The organism is Trinickia dinghuensis, assembly GCF_003367175.1.
Lineage (GTDB): Bacteria > Pseudomonadota > Gammaproteobacteria > Burkholderiales > Burkholderiaceae > Trinickia > Trinickia dinghuensis.
In genome coordinates this window covers 356,805-376,867 of sequence record NZ_QRGA01000001.1, presented here as the reverse complement: position 1 = coordinate 376,867, position 20,063 = coordinate 356,805, and the positions used below count along the sequence as shown (strand labels likewise).

Annotated in this window: 16 protein-coding genes; 11 read left to right on the top strand and 5 right to left on the bottom strand. The window is 63.9% G+C overall.

Annotated elements, in window-relative coordinates:
- Positions 1–12: 12 nt before the first annotated feature.
- The gene (locus DWV00_RS01620) at positions 13–921 is read right to left on the bottom strand and encodes a YihY/virulence factor BrkB family protein (protein ID WP_115531778.1); all 909 of its coding nucleotides are present in this window, start codon (positions 919–921) and stop codon (positions 13–15) included.
- Positions 922–1,242: 321 nt separating this feature from the next.
- Here DWV00_RS01620 and DWV00_RS01615 point away from each other — a divergent pair, with 321 nt between their 5' ends.
- Both DWV00_RS01615 and DWV00_RS01610 read left to right on the top strand, forming a co-directional pair.
- Positions 1,243–1,572, top strand: a complete 330-nt coding sequence (locus DWV00_RS01615; RefSeq protein WP_115531777.1) for a hypothetical protein — start codon at positions 1,243–1,245, stop codon at positions 1,570–1,572.
- Positions 1,573–1,615: 43 nt separating this feature from the next.
- Positions 1,616–1,816 carry a hypothetical protein gene (locus tag DWV00_RS01610; RefSeq protein ID WP_147297815.1) on the top strand — a complete coding sequence of 67 codons (201 nt, stop codon included), beginning with the start codon at positions 1,616–1,618 and terminating at the stop codon, positions 1,814–1,816.
- Here DWV00_RS01610 and DWV00_RS01605 read toward each other — a convergent pair.
- Entirely contained in the window at positions 1,806–3,977 is a 2,172-nt protein-coding gene (locus DWV00_RS01605; RefSeq protein ID WP_115531775.1) for an EAL domain-containing protein, read from the bottom strand. The two genes, DWV00_RS01610 and DWV00_RS01605, sit on opposite strands and share 11 nt — an antisense overlap.
- 111 nt (positions 3,978–4,088) lie before the next feature.
- Positions 4,089–5,642, bottom strand: a complete 1,554-nt coding sequence (locus DWV00_RS34860) for a methyl-accepting chemotaxis protein (RefSeq protein WP_115531774.1) — start codon at positions 5,640–5,642, stop codon at positions 4,089–4,091.
- Positions 5,643–5,986: 344 nt separating this feature from the next.
- On the opposite strand from DWV00_RS34860, the gene DWV00_RS01595 reads away from it, so the two are divergent.
- The 5 genes from DWV00_RS01595 to DWV00_RS01575 all read left to right on the top strand — a co-directional run bounded on the left by DWV00_RS01595 (position 5,987) and on the right by DWV00_RS01575 (position 11,875).
- Positions 5,987–6,448, top strand: coding sequence for a DUF3331 domain-containing protein (locus DWV00_RS01595; RefSeq protein ID WP_245964670.1), 462 nt, complete (start codon positions 5,987–5,989; stop codon positions 6,446–6,448).
- A gap of 69 nt (positions 6,449–6,517) precedes the next feature.
- On the top strand, positions 6,518–7,570 hold the full coding sequence (locus tag DWV00_RS01590; protein WP_115531773.1) for an alpha/beta fold hydrolase: 1,053 nt from the start codon (positions 6,518–6,520) through the stop codon (positions 7,568–7,570).
- A gap of 220 nt (positions 7,571–7,790) precedes the next feature.
- The gene (locus DWV00_RS01585) at positions 7,791–9,545 is read left to right on the top strand and encodes a cytochrome c biogenesis protein DipZ (RefSeq protein WP_115532216.1); all 1,755 of its coding nucleotides are present in this window, start codon (positions 7,791–7,793) and stop codon (positions 9,543–9,545) included.
- Positions 9,546–9,636: 91 nt separating this feature from the next.
- Positions 9,637–10,428, top strand: a complete 792-nt coding sequence (locus DWV00_RS01580) for an alpha/beta fold hydrolase (RefSeq protein WP_115531772.1) — start codon at positions 9,637–9,639, stop codon at positions 10,426–10,428.
- Positions 10,429–10,456: 28 nt separating this feature from the next.
- The gene (locus DWV00_RS01575; RefSeq protein ID WP_115531771.1) at positions 10,457–11,875 is read left to right on the top strand and encodes an amidase family protein; all 1,419 of its coding nucleotides are present in this window, start codon (positions 10,457–10,459) and stop codon (positions 11,873–11,875) included.
- Between the two features lie 75 nt (positions 11,876–11,950).
- On the opposite strand, the gene DWV00_RS01570 is transcribed toward DWV00_RS01575, so the two are convergent.
- Both DWV00_RS01570 and DWV00_RS01565 read right to left on the bottom strand, forming a co-directional pair.
- Positions 11,951–12,655 carry a response regulator transcription factor gene (locus DWV00_RS01570; RefSeq protein ID WP_115531770.1) on the bottom strand — a complete coding sequence of 235 codons (705 nt, stop codon included), beginning with the start codon at positions 12,653–12,655 and terminating at the stop codon, positions 11,951–11,953.
- A gap of 37 nt (positions 12,656–12,692) precedes the next feature.
- Entirely contained in the window at positions 12,693–13,973 is a 1,281-nt protein-coding gene (locus DWV00_RS01565; RefSeq protein WP_115531769.1) for a GAF domain-containing sensor histidine kinase, read from the bottom strand.
- Between the two features lie 330 nt (positions 13,974–14,303).
- Between DWV00_RS01565 and DWV00_RS01560 the strand changes: the two genes are divergently transcribed.
- From DWV00_RS01560 to DWV00_RS01545, 4 genes are all read left to right on the top strand, one after another.
- Positions 14,304–14,981, top strand: a complete 678-nt coding sequence (locus tag DWV00_RS01560; RefSeq protein ID WP_115531768.1) for a TetR/AcrR family transcriptional regulator — start codon at positions 14,304–14,306, stop codon at positions 14,979–14,981.
- A 57-nt stretch (positions 14,982–15,038) separates the two neighbouring features.
- A complete protein-coding gene (locus DWV00_RS01555) occupies positions 15,039–15,893 on the top strand; it encodes an FAD binding domain-containing protein (RefSeq protein WP_115531767.1) in 855 nt (284 codons plus the stop codon).
- On the top strand, positions 15,874–18,693 hold the full coding sequence (locus DWV00_RS01550) for a molybdopterin-dependent oxidoreductase (protein WP_115531766.1): 2,820 nt from the start codon (positions 15,874–15,876) through the stop codon (positions 18,691–18,693). Before DWV00_RS01555 ends, DWV00_RS01550 begins: the two co-directional genes overlap by 20 nt.
- 79 nt (positions 18,694–18,772) lie before the next feature.
- A complete protein-coding gene (locus DWV00_RS01545; RefSeq protein WP_115531765.1) occupies positions 18,773–20,050 on the top strand; it encodes an MFS transporter in 1,278 nt (425 codons plus the stop codon).
- The last annotated feature ends 13 nt before the right edge of the window (positions 20,051–20,063 follow it).

Genomic DNA, 20,063 nt, shown 5'->3' with positions numbered 1-20,063 from the left:
GGGTAAGGTGGGTTAATGATCGGTTTTATTCGGCTGTTCGCGAAAATGGCCGCGCATACGACGCCGTCCTCTCGCGGCTGCGTATTCCGCGCCGAGCAGCAGTACCGCCGCCGAAAAGTACAGCCACATCAATAAGACCGCGAGCGAACCGGCGGCGCCGAATGCATTGGAGAGCCCTGCATGCGCTAAATACAGCGCGAAGAGCTTTTTGCCGGCGGTAAAGAGCAGGGCGGCGACGATGCCGCCCGTGAGCGCGTCGTGCCACGCGACGTGCGCGTCGGGTAGAAACTTGAGCAGCCCGGCGAAAGAGAAGGCCAGCACGATCACGCCGAGCACGAGCTGCAAGATATTGCCGAACACGACGAAGGGCGTCCCCCCAAGGAGCCATTCGCCGATGAACGTGACAACCGTATCGAGCACGAGCGAAACGATCGCGAGGAACGCCACGCCCAGTACGAGGCCGAATGAAATCAGCCTCACCTTGACGAGTGCCATCACGGTCGAGACACGTTGCGACGATTCGGCGGGCCATACGACCGAGAGCGCCGTGTTCAGCGACGCGAACGTCGCCGATGCGCCTAGTGCGAGCGCCAAGAACGACACGAATGCGGCGGTGCCCCCCGAGCCGCTGTGCGAGCGCGCGTTGACGACGATCATCTGCACGGCGGCGGCCGCCTCGTCGCCGATCAGCAGATGCGCGTCTTGAAAGATTTGCCCGCGGATCGCGTCCGCCCCGAAGAACCAGCCCGCGACCGCGATCACCATGACGAGCATCGGCGCCAAGGAGAAAGCCGAGTAGAAGGCGATGCCGGCGGCCAGCGTCGAGCAGCGATCGTTGCCGAAGTGTTGCACCGCATCGGCCGCGCAGGCCCCTTCGTTGCGCGCGGCGCGCGGCAATTGACGTAACGTGAAGGTCGTCATCGTTCGGTCCTCGTGCGTTCGCGCTCCGGATGCTTATCGCTGTTGCAGATGTCATGCCAGTACGGGGGCGAGCGGGGCGCTAGCGTGCGTGGCTGGCCCTTGCGGCGATCCTTAGCAAAAATTCAGCAATTCCTTACGCACTCGATGCTTTAGTGTGAGCGCTTATCGGCCGTTTACAGTCAATGCGGGATATTCACTGTCACTGCTCGCTGGACGGATAGCGGCGAATTCGTCGCTAATTCGTTGCGAATTCGACTCAACACGCTGGCCGGCAATGAATGAATCCGCATGCCGATGCAATAGGAAGACAAAGGAACAGCAATGATGAATACGGAGCGGGCGGCGGATGAGCTCGACGCGCATGACGAACCCGACGGCATCGACGAGCTGCGCGACGCTATCGTCGCGCTGTCCGGCGCCCATAGCAATGCCATCATTCAGCACGGGACTTGGATGCTCGTTGCGGGCGAAATGCTCAGCTCGATAACGGAGCATCTGCCGTCCGACGTGAAGATGAACATTGCAAGCACCTTTCGTAATAGAATCGAGCGCTTGCTGTCGCTTGGCGACGATGAAAGTTTGCCGAGTACCTATACGAGCGAATTGATGAAAGAGGTCAATAGATATCTGAAGGTGCTCGAATCCAATTGAGCGCACCCTGCAACGCCGCCCTATAGCTATGGAACGTCATTTCATGTCCCGTGCGGGAGCGGTCGCGGTTCTTATCGCGAACGCCGATCGTCTTCGCCACGATCATCGCGAGGCGGAGACCTCGTCCGCTCGAACGGCGCTTCAAACGCAGGTCGATCACCTCAGACAACTGATACTCGATGTGCGCGCCGGCCGCGTCGATGGGGTCCAGTCGGACCGCATCGAGATCATCGTCAAGGATTAGCGCAAGACGTTTGTCCGTTCCTGCCCGCGACGAATTGCGCGCAGACGTCCGGCGCTAGAGGAAAGCTGAAAAAGTAACCCTGAAAGCGGTGGCAGCCCAAGGTGCGGAGGCGTTTGAGTTGCAGCTCGTTTTCAACGCCTTCCACCACGAGCGAGAGATCGAGCGTACGACTGAGGTCCGCGATGCTCCTCACGATATGTTCGTTGATGCTGCCGGCGGTGACGTCCGCTAGGGACTTGTCTATCTTGACGGTGTCCAAAGGGAACTCGCGCAGATAGTGCAGCGAGGTATGGCCCATTCCGAAGTCGTCGAGGGCCACCTTGACTCCCGCATCGCGAAGCTGTTTGAGATTGTCGAGCACGTTGGCTTCGGGAAGCAACGCGGCGTATTCCGTAATCTCGAGTTCGAGCAGGGACGGCGATAGCGACTCGCGCTCGAGTATCTCGATCACTCGACGATGAAATTCGCGCTCGAGCAATTGCCGCGGCGACAAATTGACCGCGATCACGAAGTCGTCGGACACGATGCCTCGCCAACCTGCTCGTTGCCGGCACGCCAGCGAAAGGATATGTAGACCGAGAACCTCGGTCTGGCCCGTATCGTCCGCGAGCGTCACGACGATGGGCGGGGCAATGCGGCCCACGGTGGGATGCTGCCAGCGCAACAAGGCCTCGGCTCCGAAGATCCGCCCTGTTTGCGTATCGATCTGCGGTTGAAACTCGAGGAAGATCTGCTCGCCTGCCTTCATCGCTTCTTTTAGATCGTTGGCTAGCACCACGGCCATTCTTCCCTCATTGCCCGGAAGCTCCAAGAAGCGTTTCGTCTTGAATGCGGCCTCCGGCGCTTCGGCCATCCGCAGCAGCGATGCGAGCACCTGTCGGGTCTTCTTTGCGGCAAGGGTGTCGGCAATGCGAACGAACGGGGCGTAGACCAATGCGCCGGCGGCGAGGCAAAGCAATTGAACCAGCGTTCCGGCAAGCGACCCCGTCACGGCATAACCGCTGTACAAGGCGGGCGTGGTCCATGCGATGCTATGGCCCAGTCTAGGCATGAGGTGGGCTCCGATCGCGGCGTAGGCGATCAAAGCTTGAACGAGCGGGGCCAGCACGAACGGAACGGCGTATGTCGGGTTGAGCACGAGCGGCAGACCGAACAGCAACGGTTCGTTCACGTTGAACAAGGCCGGCAGCAGCATCAGAAGCGCGAGCTTTCGCTGCCGGGCCGTGCGGCTGACCACGAGCAGCGCGAGAAGGAGACTCAACGTGCCGCCCGATCCGCCCATTCGCGCAAAGGCCGAAAAAAAATCGAAGGTGAAAATGAACGGCGGGCGTGCGCCGGCTGCAAGCGCCGCTACATTTGCACTCGCCGCGGGTTCGAGCACATGTTGTTGGACCACGTGCAGCGCATTGGGCCCGTGAATGCCGAAAAGCCAGAGAAACTGACTGGCCGCCTCATACCCGATGCAAAACGATAGGCTGTTGGCGAGCGTCGGAAGGGGCGCTCCGATCGACGAACTGATCGTTTCGGGCAAACTGGGCCAGTTCAGGCCGTGCAACATCGCTTTTAGAGCGGCGAACGTCAAGATAGTCAGCGACGCGGCCGGAATGACAGTAAATACATCGCTGACCAGCGGGTCGTTGCCGAAGTTGCCGATCGGGATGCGCAGGTGCCGTACGCCGCAAAGCTTCAAAAATAAGCTTCCGCCGATGGACGCCACGATAAGCGCTCCGAACAATCCTTGCCCGAGAGAGAGCGACACGAATAGCGACGCGCCGCTGACCGGCCCCAGCGCCGTGAAGAAGCACGACATGACGACCATCGCGGCGATGGTCGGGTTCACTTGGCGATGGCCTAGCCGCTGGTTGTGCAGCGTCGTCAACGTTTCGGCAAAGCCGTACATGGCGACCAGGGAGCCGATCCCGAACGTGCCGGCGAGCACGCTGTCGCAGAAGGCGTCGAGACGTGGGCCGAAGGCCTCGAGCAAAAAAGCGCGAATGCCCGCGGAGGGCGGAAACCTGATCAACAAGGTGAACGCGCCGACCATGATCAGCGGGAGAGGAAGGGCGAGCCCCCGGCGGATGGCAACGAAATAAAGCTTGCTGTCGAGGCGTTCGATAGCCGTCTGCACCGTCCGCCATAGCGCGCGTACTTTCGCCATCATCGAATTGAGCCTTATCTTTCGCCGGGTTGCAAACGAGGATCGCCCTCGATGCGGCCGCGTTCTTCCGCTTCGAATCGAAACAGCCTCCGCGATCCGCCGGTGCCTCGACACCTAGGCGAGTGCGTGCCGACGCGCCATCGTTGGGCGAGAAATCGACGGGCCTGCATCCAAAAGCCGGAATACGGAGACGGCCTCCGTAAGCTTCGCCGCCTGCTCTTCGAGCGACTGGGCCGCGGCTGCCGCTTCTTCGACGAGCGAGGCATTCTGCTGGGTCACGTCGTCCATCTGAGAAACAGCTTGATGAACCTGTTCGATGCCTTGGCTCTGTTCCTCCGACGCCGCTGCGATCTCGCCGACGATGTCGGACACCTGCTTGATCGCTTGCTTCACCTCGCCCATCGTCGATCCGACTTGTGTCGCTTGGGTGGCGCTATCTTGAATCATCGAAACGGATGAGGCAATCAGTTCCTTGATTTCCTTCGCCGCGGCGGCCGAGCGTTGCGCCAGAGAGCGCACTTCGCTGGCGACGACCGCAAAGCCGCGCCCTTGCTCGCCGGCCCGCGCGGCTTCAACGGCGGCGTTCAATGCAAGGATATTGGTCTGGAAGGCAATGCCTTCGATCGTGCTCGTGATCTGAGAGATTTTGTCCGAGCTCGAGCTGACCTCGCCGATCGACCGGACCATGTCCTGCACCGCTTCGTTGCCGGCATCGGCCATGTCCGTCGCGCGCGTGGCCAACGCATTGGCTTGCCGTGCGTTGTCGCTGTTCTGCTTCACCGTCTGCGTCAACTGCGTCATGCTCGCGGCGGTCTGCTCCAGCGAGGCGGCCTGTTCTTCGGTTCGCGCGGAGAGGTCCGTGTTGCCGCTCGCGATCTGCTTCGAGCCGACGCCGACCGAATCGGCCGACTGCCGCACGGTGTGCATGGCTTCGCCCACCCGTGTCATCAAGACGTTGAACGCCGTGGCCGCCGCACCGATCTCGTCATGAGCGAGGACCGGCGCGCGTTCGGCCAGGTCGAGCGACGCGCTTGTGCGCTCCAGCGTCGTTTTGATGCTGTCCAGCGCGCCGAGGATCGAACGCGACAGCACCATGATCCAGCCCACGACGAGCACGAGGATCAGCGCAAGCACGGAAACGACGATCATCTTGGCACGGCGCCGCGCTTGTTGCGCTTCGTCGGCGCTTTGCTGCGCGCGCTCGCGTGCCGCCTGGGTGGCCTGCTCGAGCAAGGCGTGCAACGGCTTGAAGGTAGTGCGGTACAGCGCCGTCACCTGGTCGGTGGCCGCTTTGGCGTCGCTCGCGGCCTGATCGATGATTTCGTGCGACTTGCGGTCGTAGCCGTTCCATTGATCGACGATCGAGGCCAACTGCCCCTGTGTCGCGTTGTCCTCGATCAGCGGCTTCACCTGCTCCTGCCATTTTTCGATGTTCTGCTCCGCTTTCGCGAAGATCCGTTTGGTGTCGTCGGCGGCCGGATCGGTTTCGATCGTCGAGACCGCGCTCGCCTTGATCTCGGTCAGCCCGAGCGCGACCTGCAGATTTTGCCGTGCCGATAGCTGCGCGTAGTTGGCCGAAGTCAGCGTCAGCGCGGCAATGGCGATACCGCTGCCGATGGAGACGACGGATACGCCCACGAGAAGTTGGAGCTTTTGCTTGATGTTCATAGATATGCACGCGTGAAAGTCACACCTATTAACGGATGTGGCACCGATTTCATAAGGGTAAGGAAATCCGCATTTTTATGTAGTCCTAATCTCGCACGGATCGCGGGGATGGTGCTCGCCGGCGCTATCGGCCGTTAGCCGGCGAGCTTTAATACAAAGGTATTAAAGCCTCATAACAAGGCGAGATAGGCATATCCGCTCGACGAATATCGGGCATTGAGACTTCTCCTTAAGCTTCACGCATTGCTTCGACAGTGCCGTTTCGGCGGCGGCCCGGCCGGGCCGCCCCAGCCGGTGAGCCAGGCGGGGCAGCCGCTTTGCCTGAAATAGGGGAGTCGTCCGTCATGAATTTTCATTTGCGCGACACGTTGTCGCCGCCGCAAAACAACCCTGCGGAAAGCGCTTTCGACAGCTCGAACGGCCCATGGCGGCATGTCGTGCTCGGGCTTCTTTCCTATCCGTTCGCCGTCATGGATACGCCGTCGCGGGTGCTGTCGGCCCAGCCCCTCGGGAACCCGAGCGGCACCTCGCCGAGCTGTACGGTGACCATCGAAGAGCGGTTGGAGAACAAGCGCATTGCCCTGTCCTGGAGCGACCCGACCTGCGGCAGCTACCGGGGCCAGCTATGGAGATATGCCATCGCGCCCAAACCGGGCGTCTGCGCGCTGTCCGGTCAGCCGATCAAACGGGGCGACGCGATTTTTCGGCCGCAGGCCCGCTCGCGCAATGCGCCTCGGAACCGAAACGCGATGATCCTCGCCGCATGGATCGATCGGCCGTGCGGCCTCACGGCGGACCGGAGATGACACGTTCCGAACCGCGAGGCGCCGCATCCGCGGCGCCTTAACCCTCATTCTTTTTCCGGAGAAACGAGTATGACTGACCAGATCGACGAGCGGCGTCGCCGCATATTGGGTACCGGCATTGCGGGCATTGCGATGCTGAGTTCGGGGCTGAGCGAAATCGTCCACGCTCAATCCGCGCCGGCCGGTGCGATTGCAACGGCCACGAGCCCCGGCGGCAATTTCGCCTCGTTCGGGACGCTGCGTCAGGTCGAAGCGAATGGGCTCAGTATCGGATACGTGGAAGCGGGGCCGGCGCAGGGGCCGGTCGTCATTCTGCTGCATGGCTGGCCCTACGACGTCCACAGCTTCGCCGACGTCACGCCGATGCTCGTGTCGGCCGGCTATCGCGTGCTCGTACCTTACCTGCGCGGCTTCGGCCCGACGCGGTTCCTGTCTGCCGATACGCCGCGCAATGGACAGCAAGCCGTCGTTGCCGTCGATGTCATTGCTTTCATGAATGCTTTGACGATCGAGCAAGCCGTGATCGGCGGGTACGACTGGGGCGGCCGCACGGCCGATATCGTCGCGGCGCTTTGGCCGGAGCGCTGCAAGGCGCTCGTCTCCGTGAGCGGCTATTTGATCGGCAGCCAAGCGGCGAACAGCAAACCGCTGCCGCCGCAGGCCGAATTGGCTTGGTGGTATCAGTTCTACTTCTGCACCGAACGCGGTGCGGTGGGCTATGCGGCCAACCGGTTCGAGTTCAACAAGCTGATCTGGCGTCTGGCCTCGCCGCAATGGCATTTCGACGATGCCACGTACGCGCGATCGGCAGCGGCGTTCGACAACCCCGATCACGCGGCCATTGTCATTCACAACTATCGCTGGCGCCTGGGTCTCGCACAGGGGGAGGTCAAATACGACCCTCTGGAAAAGAAGCTCGCGGCATCGCCTGATATTTCGGTCCCCACCATCACGATGGAGGGCGACGCCAACGGCGCGCCGCATCCTCAACCCGCGGCCTACGCCAAGAAGTTCAAGGGCAAGTATCAGCATCGTAACCTCGGCGGCGGCGTTGGCCACAACCTGCCGCAGGAGGCCCCCAGGGCTTTCGCCGACGCGATTCTCCAGGTCCAGCACCTGTGAGCGAGGTCCGCGCCGATGGGTTCGCGGCCGCGGCGGAAATGTATCCGCGTGTATCTGAACGGCCGGCCGACACAGTGTGTTGCGAATCGCCCGTTCGATGAAACGGCTCGGATACATCGGGTGGTTGAAATGTGCGGGTGGCCTGATCCGCTGATCGGCCGAGTTCGGGCCCGGCGCTTGCCGCCGGGGCAACCATCGATGCACGCGAGGGGAGTCAATGATGCCGTTCATAGTCATCGGGTTTTTAGGCGGTGTGCTGACGATCGCGAGCCCGTGCATTCTTCCGGTGGTGCCGTTCGTTTTCGCGCGCTCCGATCGGCCGTTCATGACGAGCCGGCTACCGTTCCTGATCGGTTTGGCCGGGACGTTCGCGCTCGTGACGGGAATCGGCGTCGCGGGCGTGACCGGCGCCGCCCAATTGAGTCGCTACGGGCGCTGGGTTGCGCTCGCCCTCTTTGCGCTGTTCGGCGCGTCGTTGTCGTTTCCGATGCTGGCCGCCCGCATCACGGGGCCGTTTGCCTGGATCGGGAATCGTCTTCTCGCACTATCCGATGCCGGCGGCGTCAAGCACCAGGTGTTCTCCGCACTCTTGCTGGGGGCCGCGACGGGCATGCTGTGGGCGCCGTGCGCGGGGCCGATCCTCGGTGCGATCCTCACCGGCGCCGCGCTGCGCGGGGCGAACTGGCAAACGGCAACCGGCTTGGCCGCCTATGCGGCCGGCGCCGCGGCTTCGCTTGCCGTGGTATCGCTTGCGCAAAGGCGAGTGTTGAACCGGGTTCGGCGGGCCTCGGGCGCGGGCGAACTCATTCGGCGCGCGGCGGGCCTTCTGGTCATGGCAACCGTTGCGACGATCGCGCTCGGGCTCGATCGGATCGCGCTCGCCCACGTACCCGCCGTACCCACCAACGCCATCGAGAGCAAGCTGCTTGCCGCACTGGCCTCGAACGAGGGATCGAGCGGCACGTCAACCGCTACACGGGACGCGCTTGCCCTGTCGTCGGCATCCTTGCCGGTGGAAGGCTCGCTGCCGCCGCTGGACGGTGCCGGCGCCTGGCTCAACTCGCCGCCGCTGACGTCCCGCGATTTGCGCGGCAAGGTCGTGGTCGTCGGCTTCTGGACCTATTCGTGCATCAATTGCCTTAGAACGCTGCCGTACCTGAAGGCCTGGGAAAGCCGGTATGCCAAAGACGGGCTCGTCGTCATCGGTGTGCATACGCCCGAGTTCGGCTTCGAGCACGACGTCGCCAACGTCAAGCGCGCGGCGGGCGATCTCGGGCTTCGCTACCCGATCGCGATCGACAGCGGCTACCGTGTCTGGAACGCGTTCGGCAACCAATACTGGCCGGCGTTCTACATCGCGGACGCACAAGGCCGCATCCGCTACCACCATTTCGGCGAAGGCGACTACGGCACGGCGGAAGACGTCATTCGGCAACTGCTCGCGCAGCGCAACAGCGCGATGCCGGCACGCGATCACGCGCGGGTCGAGGCGACAGGTGCGCAGGCTGCCGCGGATCAGGACGAGATCGGCTCGGGCGAGACCTATCTGGGCTATCGCGAGGCAACCGGTTTCGCGTCGCCCGAAGCAGTGAAGCGGGATACGGCGGGCGCCTACTCGATTCCCGGCCGGCTGCCGCTCAACACCTGGGCATTCGGCGGCACGTGGATGGTCGGCGAGGAGGAGGCCGTGGCGGGCGAGCCGCACGCACGAATCGCCTACCGCTTTCACGCGAGGGATGTGCATCTGGTCCTGGCTCCGCCCGCGAACGGCAAGCCTGTGCGATTCCGAGTCGAAATAGACGGCCGGCCGCCCGGCGCATCGCACGGCAGCGACACGACGGCCGACGGCTACGGCACCGTCGATGCCGCTCGCTTGTATCAACTGGTGCGGCAGGACGTGCGGGTACAGGACCATACATTCACGATTCAGTTCTTCGATCGCGGTGTTCGAGCTTATACGTTCACGTTCGGTTAGCCGCTTCGCCGCTTCGCCGCCGACGTTCGCGAATATTTTTTATCCAAACCCCAACCCATCAACAAATCAATCGATACGAGGTAGGAAAACCATGTCCACATTTCTCAGCCGTTTGCTCGCGTCCGTCCTGATGATCGGCGCCGTTGCCGCCGCACCGGCGGCATACGCCGCGGGGACGAACGATCTCGGCGACACCACGGTCGTGCTGACGCACGGCGCCTTTGCCGACGGCTCGAGCTGGAGCCGCGTGATTCCGATTCTCGAGGCAAAGGGCTTGCACGTGGTGGCGGTTCAAAACCCGCTCAGTTCGCTGAACGACGACGTCGCGGCAACGAAGCGCGTGATCGAGCAGCAGACCGGCCCGGTCGTTCTCGTCGGGCACTCGTGGGCGGGCGTCGTCATCAGCGAGGCCGGCAACGACGACAAAGTCAAGGCGCTCGTCTACGTGTCGGCCTTCGCGCCCGATGCCGGCCAATCGATCGCGGATATGATCAAAGATCTGCCGCCCGCACCCTGGGCCAAGGAACTGCACAAGGATTCCGCCGGGTATCTGACGCTCTCCGACAAGGCGATTCATCAGTACTTCGCCCCGGACCTTTCGCCGGCCGAGCAGCGAGTCGTAGCGGCCACGCAAGGCCCTTGGTACTCGGGCTGCATTGACGAGAAAGTCACGCATCCGGCTTGGCGCGGCCGCCCCTCGTATTTCGTGATCAGCACGCAGGACCAGATGATCGATCCCGCTCTGCAGGAGCAGATGGCGAAGCATATCGGCGCGACGATCACGCGCGTGCACGGTAGCCACGTATCGCTCGTGAGCCATCCGCAAGCCGTCGCGGGCGCTATCATCGAAGCCGCCGAACGGATCGGGCATCCGGCGCAATGACACCGATTGCAACGCAAGGAGAGAGAGCATGACTGAGCTTTGGCAATGGTCGGCCAGCGAACTCGCGACGCGGATTCGGAACCGCGACGTTTCCGCCAAGGAGGCCGCGCAATCCGCACTCGATCGTCTCGATGCGGTGAATCCCGTCATCAATGCCGTCGTGGAGCATCGTCCGGAGGAAGTGCTCCGGCAGGCCGAACACGTGGACCGCGCGATCGCTCGGGACGAGACGGTCGGACCGCTCGCGGGCGTGCCCGTCACCGTGAAGATCAATATCGATCAGAAGGACTTCGCCACGACGAACGGTGCGCGTGCGAGCGCGCACAGCATTGCCGGGGTCAGCAGTCCGGTGGTCGACAACCTGGTCAAAGCCGGCGCTGTCCTGCTCGGGCGTACGAACTCGCCCACGTTCGCGCTGCGTTGGTTCACCTCGAATCAGGTGCACGGCAAGACGTTCAATCCCCGCAATCGCGCGCTGACGCCGGGCGGGTCCTCGGGCGGCGGTGCCGCGGCCGTGACGGCGGGCATCGGTCAGCTTGCGGTGGGGACGGACATCGGCGGCTCGATTCGGTACCCCGCGTATGCGTGCGGCGTGCATGGCTTGAGGCCGAGCTTCGGACGCGTGCCCGCTTACAACGCCAGTTGGCCGGAGCGGGCCATCGGCGCGCAATTGATGTCGGCGGCCGGGCCGATGGGCCGCACGATAGCCGACCTCGAACTCGGTCTCGCGGCGCTGTCGGCGCCCGATGTTCGCGATCCGTGGCACGTGGCCATGCCGCTCGAAGGCCGCCCCGTGCCGCGCCGCGCGGCCTTGTGCCTGCGCCCGGACGGTTGGCGGATTGCACCCGATGTCGAGGCCGCGTTGAGAGACGCGGCCCGCAGGCTTGTCGACGCGGGCTGGACGGTCGAGGAAATCGACGACACGCCGCCGATGCGCGCCGCGGCCGAAGTGCAGGAGCGGCTGTGGCTCGGCGATGGATTCGAGGCGTTGGCCAAGGCTGTTGCCGACGACGGCGATCCCGGCGCGGCAGCCGTCATCGCGGCATCGCGCGCTCGTGTGGCGGCGATGCCGGCCGACGTCGTGAAGCACGCGCTCGTGCAGCGTACGACGCTGATGCGCCGGTGGCGCGTGTTCCTCGAGCAATATGCCGTGCTGCTGCTGCCGGTGTCGTCGGAGTTGCCGTTCCCGGACGACCTCGATTTGCAGGGCATCGAGGGTTTCGAGCGCGTTTGGGACGCGCAACTGACGATGCGCGCGTTGCCGGCGATGGGCATGCCGGCGCTGACCGTGACGACAGGGCTCGCCGGCGATGTCCCGGTCGGAGTTCAAGTCGTCGCTGCCCAGTTCCGCGAGGATCTCTGCTTGCAGGCCGGCGCGGCCATCGAAGCACGCGGCGTGCCGCCCGCGCCCGTGGATCCGATGACGGACTATCCGGCTCGCCGCTGATCGGCCGGCGTCATTGCGACCGTTCGTCGCTCTCGTCGTTCACGTCGTTCTCGTCGTTCGCGTCGTTCGCGTCGTTCATTTCGCGGAGGCGGGTTTGACACCGAGTGCATCGGTCGTGCGCACCAGGTCGGCGACGGTGCGTACATTCATTTTGCGCATCGCCTGCCCCCGGTGAATCTTGACCGTCACTTCGGCGATCCCCATGATGCCGGCGATCTGCTTGTTCATGAGCCCGGATGCCACGTGGGTCAGCACTTCACGCTCGCGGGGCGTCAGCGAAGCCCAGCGCCCGCGCAGCTCGACGAGCGAGCTGTCCGTTGCGAGACGCCGCGCGTCGCGCTCCAGCGCGGCGACTACCGCGTCGATCATGTCCTGGTCGCGAAACGGCTTGGTCAGAAAATCCATCGCCCCCGCTTTCATTGCTTCAACGGTCATGGCGATGTCCCCATGCCCCGTCATGAACACGATGGGCATGGCGGCGCATTCCTTTTCCCGCAAGCACTTCTGCAGCGCCAATCCACTTTGCCCGCGCAAGCGCACGTCCAACACGAGGCACGCGGGGCGCGCGATTTTCGGCGCAGCGAGAAATTGCTCCGCGGAGCCGAAGGCCCTGACTTCCAGATCGATCGATCGGAGCAGGCTTGCAAGCGCGCCGCGCACGAGATCGTCGTCGTCCACGATGTAGACGACTCCGGCGGCGTGATTGGCGGCGAATGCCGCCGGCCGGGCGATCCCGGTCTTGAAGATCGATTCGTTACGCAGGGTTGCAGCGAAACCCATCCTAGCCTCTTCCATGAATATGGCGCCTCTCGACGTTTCAACTGGAAAACTGCGGGAGCGTGACCGTTGCCCGCGTGCCGCCTTCCAGTCGCGGCGTCAGTTCCAGCCGGCCGTGGTGCGCTTCCACGATGGACTTGCAGATCGAAAGCCCCATGCCCATGCCGTGCGGCTTCGTGGTGAACAGCGGCTCGAACAGGCGCGGCGCAGACTGTGGATCGAAGCCTTCGCCGCGATCGTCGATGCGAACGCGCACGAGGCTCGGCGCGGACTCGCAGGCCAGAACGAGTACGCGTTCGGCCTCCGGCGTATGGCGCATCGATTCCGCGCCGTTCGTCAGCAGATTGACGAAGGCCTGCTGCAATTGCACGCGTTCGCCGCGCACCGGTGTCGGGGACGACAGCCCATGAAGGCTCAAGCGCACCTTCATGGCGTCGAGCGTGCATGCCACGAGTTCGGCCGCCTCGCGAAGGGCATCGGCGAGATCGAACACGGTGAAGGTGGGCGCGGCTTGCCGTGCCTTGGCTCGCAGCGCGTCGATGATGGCGCGCGCGCGCATCGCGCAGGCACAGATGTGCGCGAGCGTTTCGCGCGCGGCATCGATGTTCGGGGCGCTGCGCTCGAGCCACTTGAGCCCGGCGCGGGCGGACGTGTCGAGTGCCGTGACGGGCTGGACCACTTCATGGACGATCGAAGCCGCTAGCTCGCCGTAGGCCTTCAGGCGGCTGGCCCGATCGAGTTCGGAAAGCGTGTCGCGCATCTTTGCCTCGGTGAGGCCTCGGCGCGTGTGCTGCTCCGAAAGCTCGTCGCGAAGACGGGCATTTTCCAGCATGAACCCGGCCTGCAGGGCGATGATTTCGACCATCGCCGTTTTTGCCGGCGTGAAGATGCCCGGTGAGGTTTGGTGTTCCAGATAGAGGGCGCCCATCAGTGCGCCGTTGCACCGTATCGGTACGCAGATCACGGAACGCGGCTTGCGCAGGCGCACGTAGTCGTCCGTTTGCCACTGCTCCGCGGCGCATGCATCGTACAGCGCGAGCCCGTTGCGCAGGCGCACGGCCGTCGTCAGGATGGAGACGGGCAGCCCCTCGACCGGCAACCGAGGTGCACCGGTGTTCGGCGCACCCGAAACCGCCGCGCCGACTGCGTCCTGCCAGCCGCCTTCGCGCATGACGGCAATGAAACCCCACGTGGCCTTCATGCTTCGTATCGCGGCTTCGAGCAATTTTTCGATGCGTCTCGCGGGCGGTGTTTCGGTCGCCATCGTCGTCGATACGTCCCGCAACGCGTGCACGTCGAGTTCGTTGTTCATTGTTCTCATTGTTCTATCTCCCGCTTGCGGGACACTGGCTCCACGCAACGTGAAATTTATGTTTCATGTAGTGAGTACTCCACAAACGAACGGTAGCACAATCTTTTTGAAAATGAAAACGTGGAACTGCTCTATGCCGGCCGTTCGGGTCGTGTCGGCATAAAGTAATACCGTTCAAGCTATTGAAAATACGTAATTTTATTGCTGTGTTGTCGATGGTATAAGCGTCGTGTATGATTCTGCATTCATGTAGCGCTCACTGTACGAAACTTGGGTTTAGGGGCGCTGAAGCGATTTTTAGGCGGTACGATCGGGTGGTCGTTCGCCATCGGGAGCAGTATGGTCCAGGCAGCAAAAAAGAAGGTCGTGCGCGGAACGGGTGTTCGCGAGGCCGCGGCACAGGAAACCCGCGAAAGCATTCTTCGCGCGGCGACCAAGGTCTTCGCGCGCTACGGGTACGAAGGCGGCAGCGTGGAAAAGATTTCCAAGCTGGCGAAGTCCTACGACCGGATGATCTACTACTACTACGGGAGCAAAGAGGGCCTCTTCGTCGCGGTGCTGGAAGGCATCTATCGGCGGATGGACGAAGCGGAACTCAAGATGGCGCCGGATCTTTCTGAGCCGGTGGAAGCGCTCAAAACCGTGATCCGCTTCAAGCTGGACTACTACTGGCGCAATCCCGATTTCATGACGCTGCTGAACACCGAGAATCTGCACAAGGGCAGGCATGTGTCCAAGTTGGAGCGCAAGGGCGAATACTCGTCGCATGCGGTGCAGGTCATCGGGAAGATTCTCGCGAGCGGTGTCGAACAAGGGTTGTTTCGCAAGGATCTGAACGCGCGCGACGTCTTCCTGCTGATCATCTCCACGGCGTATTTCTATACGTCGAATCGCTACACGCTGTCGGTGTTTCTGGGCGAGGATCTCGGTGCCCCGGAAGCGGTGCGGCATTGGGAGGCATTCGTCATCGACAGCGTGTTGCGGATCGTCCGCGCGGATACGCCGAGCGGCGATTGAACGCGTGCCGGTCGCCATGCCGGCCTTCGTCATCAGCAAGGGACATCTGCCATCGCGATGAACTATTTTCGTGCCCATACCATCGGGGAAGTGCTCCGCGCGCTTGCGGAGGATCCTCGGCCGCGCATCGTCTGCGGGGCGACCGACGTGTTTGCCGATGCCCGGCTCGTGCCGGCGAAGTCGAATTGGATCGACATCAGCCGTGTCGATGCGTTGCGCGGCATCGAGCTGCATGACGGCATAGTCCGTATCGGCGCTGCGAGCCCCTTCCAAGCCATCGCCGATACGCCGTGGCTACCTGTGGCGCTCACCGAAGCGGCGGCTTGCGTCGGCTCTCGGCAAATTCGTGTTCAGGGCACCATCGGCGGCAACCTGTGCCATGCCTCTCCGATCGCGGACGGCGTGCCTGTGCTGCTGACGCTCGACGCGCAGGTCGAGCTGGCAAGCGTGCGCGGCGCGCGTCGCTTGCCGTTGGCCGAGTTCGTGCTGGGAAGAGGGCGGACCGCGCTGAATGCCGACGAACTGCTGGTTGGCGTGCAGTTCGAACTGCCGCGCCCGCGGGATCGGACAGCGTTCGTCAAATGCGCGAATCGCGAAGGCGCCGCGCTCGCCGTCGTCTCGGCCGCCGTGCATCTGCGCGTGTCCGCGGACGATACCGTGGAGGCGGCCGCCGCCGCAGTTGGCGGGGCATCGGAAGTCGCGCTTCGGATGCGCGCGCTGGAGGCATCGCTGCCGGGCGTACGGTGCACCGATCTGATCGGCGCGATCGAAGCTGCTCCGCTTGCCGGGCTGTCCCCGATCGACGATTGCCGAGCCACCGCCTCCCATCGTGTTCATCTCGCGCGGCTGGCGATTGCGCGCGCGTTCAGAGGCTGCATCGAGGAATCTCAACATGACGCACCCGTCGCTTGACGAAATCGTCTCCGTCGGCGAGGCATCCATTGTCGAAAGTGCGCCGGCCTCGCTAGACTTCGAATGGTTCGAACTCAACGGCGTGCGGCTGCGCTTGCCGGCGGACCCATCGCAACGGCTCATCGATCATCTGCGTGCGGGGCTGCGCCGGTTCGGTACCAAGGAGGGCTGCCGCCAGGGCGACTGCGGAAGCTGCACGGTGCTCGTCGACGGCGAGGCACGCTATGCCTGCCTGATTCCGGTGGGGCAGATTGCGGGACGCCGCGTCGTCACCGTCGAAGGGCTGGCCGAAGGCACCCGTAGCGGCAGCCGTTTGCAGCAGGCGTTCCTTGCGCACCAAGCGGTGCAGTGCGGTTTTTGCACGCCCGGCATGCTCACGGCATCGGCCGCGGCGATCGACGCCGGCAGGGTGACCGACCGCGCCGGTGCGCGTGCCGCCATCGACGGCGTCTTGTGCCGATGCACGGGCTACCGGAAGATCGTCGACGCGGTGACCGAAGTCGGCTGCGGTGCGGCGGCTCGGCGCTGTACGGCCGCGCCGTCCGAAGGCCCTTCCGTCGGCGTACCGTTGACGCGGCTCGATGGGCCGGAAAAGGTCGACGGCAGCCAGCGTTTCGGCGCCGACGGCTATCCCGCCGACAGCCTCTTCCTGCGTGCGGTCCGTTGTCCGCATCACCGTGCCCGCTTCACGTTCGGCGATCTCGCTGCATTCGTCGATGCCCATCCCGGCGTGCATCGTGTCCTGACCCACGCCGACATCCCGGGCTTGAATGCGCACGGCGTGGCGACGCCCTATGCTGACCAGCCCGTCCTCGCCCATGCCGAAGCGCGGCATCATCTCGAGGCCGTGGCGCTGATCGTCGGCGAGCGCGAGGCGGTCGCGGCACTCGATCCGGATCGCTTCCCCGTCGAATGGGAGCCTCTCGCGCCGGTGCTGACCACCGCCGATGCCACGAGGGACGGCAGCCCGCTGCTGCACGCGCATCGTCCCGGCAACCTGCTGATCGAGGGACAGGTGTGCCGCGGCGATGCGGATGCCGCGGTTCGCGATGCCCATTACGTTGCGAGCGCAACGTTCGAGTCTAGTTTCGTCGAGCACGCTTACCTCGAGCCGGAAGCCGGCTGGGCTCGGCGCGTGGGCGATATCGTCGAGATCCACTCCTGCACGCAGGGCCCGCATCCTCATCGGGCGGACCTCGCACGCATCCTCGCGCTTCCGCCCGAGCAGGTGCGCGTTGTCGCGACCGCGGTCGGCGGCGGCTTCGGCGGCAAGCTCGACCTGACGGTCCAGCCGCTGCTCGCCGTCGCGGCCTGGCATGTCGGCCGGCCCGTTGCGATGGCGTTCTCGCGCGAGGAATCGATGGCTACGTCGACGAAGCGTCATCCCGGGCGCTTCGTGTCCAGCATGGCGGCCGATGCGGACGGCCGGCTGCGTGCGGTGATCTTCGACGGCGAGTTCAATACCGGTGCGTACGCTTCCTGGGGGACGGCCGTCGCCAATCGCGTTCCGGTGCATGCGGGTGGCCCCTACGTCATTCCGCACTATGTCGCGCGCTCGCGTGCGATTCACACGCACATCACGCCGGCCGGTGCATTCCGGGGCTTCGGCGTGCCGCAAACGACGATGTCGCAAGAGCAACTGATCGATGATCTGGCCTCGATGGCCGGGATCGATCCGCTCGAGTTTCGTGCGATGAACGCGCTGCGCGCGGGGGACTCGCTGCCGACGGGGCAAATTCTCGACGAAAGCGTCGGCCTCGTCGCATGCCTCGATGCGCTGCGGCCCGCATGGCGTGAAGCGCGAGCCCGCGCCGCCGAATTCAATCGATCGGCGCCCGGCCGCATTCGCCGTGGTGTCGGCATGGCCGCGTTCTTCTATGGGTGCGGCAATACCGCATCGCCGAATCCGTCGACGGTTCGCGTCGGCGTTCGACCCGACGGTACGATCGTGTTGCACCAAGGCGCCGTGGATGCCGGTCAAGGGGCGAACACGGTCATTCCGCAGATCGCGGCCGATGCTCTGGGGGTGCCGGTGGACTGCCTTCGGTTCGTCGGCCCGGATACCTTGCTGTCGCCCGATTGCGGACGCACGTCGGCTTCGCGCCAGACGTTCGTCACCGGGCGAGCCGCGTTCCTCGCTGGAGCGGCGCTGCGCCGGCGGCTGATCGCACTCGCGGGGGCGCGGGCCGATGCGCGAATAACGGCGGACGCGAGCGGTATCGCCGTCGACGGTCATCCATTGGATCTGCTAACGCGGCCTGTCGATGCGAACGGCTATGCGGTCGCCGCCGAGGAAAGCTTCGATCCTCCCACCATTTCGCTCGATGCATCGGGGCAGGGCAGCCCCTACGCCACGTACGCCTTCGGCGCGCAGATGGCGGAGCTGGAGGTGGATTGCGAGAGCGGGCGCGTGCGGGTGCTCGAGGTCGTCGCGGCGCACGACGTCGGCAAAATGGTCAATCCGACGCTGCTGGAAGGGCAGATCGAAGGCGCCGTGGCGCAGGGCGTCGGCATGGCGCTGATGGAGAAATACCTTCCGGGGCGGCACGACAACCTGCACGATTACTTGATTCCAACGGTGCATGACATGCCGCGAGTGCGGTCGATTTTCATCGAGGCGCCGACGTCGATCGGCCCCTATGGCGCGAAGGGAATTGGCGAGCCGGCGCTGGTCCCGACGGCCGCCGCCATCCTGAACGCCATTCACGATGCGATCGGCGTACGGATCCGCGAGGCGCCGGCCTCGCCCGATGTCGTGCGCCGCGCGCTGGCGGGCCGAAACGAGTCGTTCGGGCATTGACTGCCTCGCTCGCTTTGGCTGTACCGACTGCATCGACAGCATCGACAGACAAGTCCCAACTCAACGAACGGTTTGAACTATGACATCAGCAAGAAATGTCGAGCGAGCCTCGCTGACGACCGCATGGCATCCGTCCTGGTACGCGCCGCTCGATCGCGCGGGAAAGCGTGCATTCAAGGCGTCGTTCGCCGGCTGGGCAACCGATGCGTTCGATTTCATGGTGTTCAGCTTCGTGCTGGCTTCGCTGATCGATCTTTGGAAACTGGACCGGGCCGAGGCGGGACTGCTCGGTACCGTGACGCTGATCTTCTCGTCGATCGGGGGATGGGTTGCCGGCATGCTGGCGGACCGCTACGGCCGCGTCAAAGTATTGCAAGGCACGATCCTCTGGTTCTCGGTGTGTACGCTCGTGATCGGCTTCGCACAAAATTTCGAGCAGATCTTCGTGCTGCGTGCGTTGCAAGGGCTCGGCTTCGGTGGCGAATGGGCCGTGGGTGCCGTGCTGATCGGCGAGATCGTGGCACCGGAGCATCGCGGCAAGGCGGTCGGACTCGTGCAGAGCGGGTGGGCCATCGGATGGGGCGCCGCGGCGATTCTCTACAGCGTCGCGTATTCGGTGCTGCCTGAGTCGTTGGCCTGGCGCAGCCTGTTCTGGGTGGGTATTTTGCCGGCGCTGCTCGTCCTCTACGTACGAAGGAACGTGCCGGAGCCCGAGGTATTCGCGCGTGCGAACGAGGCGAGAAAGCGGGGGATCCGCAAGTCCTCGGTGTGGGCCATCTTCTCGCCCGCGCTACTGCGGCGAACGGTGCTGGCCGCGCTGCTCTGCACCGGTATTCAGGGCGGCTTCTATGCAATGTCCACCTGGCTGCCCGCATTCCTCAGGATCGAGCGGCATCTGTCCGTACTGGACACCGGTGGCTATCTGTTCACGATCATCGTGGGAGCGTTTTGCGGTTATGTCGCGGGGGCGTATCTGTCGGACTATTGGGGGCGTCGGCGCAATTTCATGTTGTTCTCCGTGCTGTCGCTCGTGTCCGTGTGTCTGTACCTGACGCTCCCGATTTCCAATGTTCAGATGCTCTGGCTGGGGCTTCCGCTGGGCTTTTCCTCATGCGGTATTTTCAGTGGGGTGGGCTCGTATCTGACGGAGTTGTACCCCTCCGAATTTCGCGCCAACGGGCAAAGCTTTACCTATAACTTCGGCCGTGGGATCGGGGCGCTGTTTCCGTCGCTGGTCGGCATGCTGAGCCACTCGACGAGTTTAGCGATGGCAATCGCGATCTTCGCGGGCGCCGCCTATGGCGTGGTGTTGTTGATGGTCCTTCTATTGCCCGAGACCAAAGGCGCATCGCTGTAGACACCCCACGCGG